The following is a 1,052-nucleotide window of genomic DNA, read 5'->3' as shown; positions in this document are numbered from 1 at the left end:
CGGCTTTGTTTCCTAATTGGATCTCAGATAGAAACGGCCAGTATGGGTGATTATTAGGCTATTTCTATCGTTTTAGGCATACCTAACCCTGTGAGCTTATTCAACGCTTTAATCATGGCGTAGGTTTCACCAACCTGAGCATTATAGTTTCTTAAACTTAATCGCCCACCAAACAGTGTCTTTACACGGAACATAGCCGTCTCTGAAAGTGACCGTTTATGGTAACCGTACTTCTTTTTCCAATGTTTATTTGAGCCGTATAATTTCTGGCAAGCTACCGCCAGATTACGGGGGTGACCTCGTAACCAAAAAGCAGCACCTTCTCTCGGTGGAATAAGGGGAACAGCTTGTTTAATACGTATTGCTTCGTAGCATTGTCTTGTATCGTAAGCTCCATCACCAGATATCTCATTGATTCTACGACGAGTTTGATTCAGTAAATTAGGAAGAGCTTCACCGTCAGTGACATTCGATAAACTTAACTCAGCCGCAATGATTTCATGAGTGCCAGTGTCTACGGCTAAATGGAGCTTACGCCAAACTCGACGCTTCCCGTCAGTACCATGTTTTTTTACTTTCCATTCACCTTCACCGTAGACCTTTAGCCCTGTTGCATCAATGGCTAAATGCTGTATTGCGCCTCGGGTCTTTGTCTTGAATGACACATTAACCGTTTTGGCTCGTTTACTGATGCATGAATAATGAGGACATGACAACGGGAGTTGAGCGAGTTTGAAAACAGAATCGATGAATCCTTGTAACGCTCTCAACGGCATCGCGAATACTCGTTTAACCATGAGGGCGGTCGTAATGGCTAAGTCACTAAACAATCGAGGTCGACCTCGTTTACCTTGCTTGAGTTGCTTCCACTGTTGAATCGCTTCCTCATCAATCCAGAATGTCAGTGAACCACGATTGATTAGGGCTTGGTTATATTGTTTCCAGTTAGTTGTTCTGTAGCGAGGCTTTGGCATTGCTCTAAGTATGTGAGTGAACTTAGATGATCTGATCGTAGCTTTAAGCATTAGTTCCCTGATTTAGGAAACAAAGCC

The 1,052-nt window shown here is 43.3% G+C and carries 1 protein-coding gene; it reads right to left on the bottom strand.

What is annotated here, in order from left to right:
- Positions 1–53: 53 nt before the first annotated feature.
- Positions 54–974: an IS5 family transposase gene (locus AB6E85_RS25845; protein ID WP_029236538.1), complete on the bottom strand. Its 921-nt coding sequence runs from the start codon at positions 972–974 to the stop codon at positions 54–56.
- Positions 975–1,052 lie beyond the last annotated feature (78 nt).

The sequence above is a fragment of the Vibrio sp. 10N.247.311.51 genome (genome assembly GCF_041467855.1).
GTDB lineage: Bacteria > Pseudomonadota > Gammaproteobacteria > Enterobacterales > Vibrionaceae > Vibrio > Vibrio coralliirubri.
The sequence above is the reverse complement of the archived record's forward strand: the minus strand, read 5'-3'. Positions and strand labels throughout refer to the sequence as shown.

Coding starts and splice junctions, on each gene's coding strand:
- AB6E85_RS25845 (WP_029236538.1), bottom strand. CDS start 974: ATGCCAAAGCCTCGCTACAGAACAACTAACTGGAAACAATATAACCAA.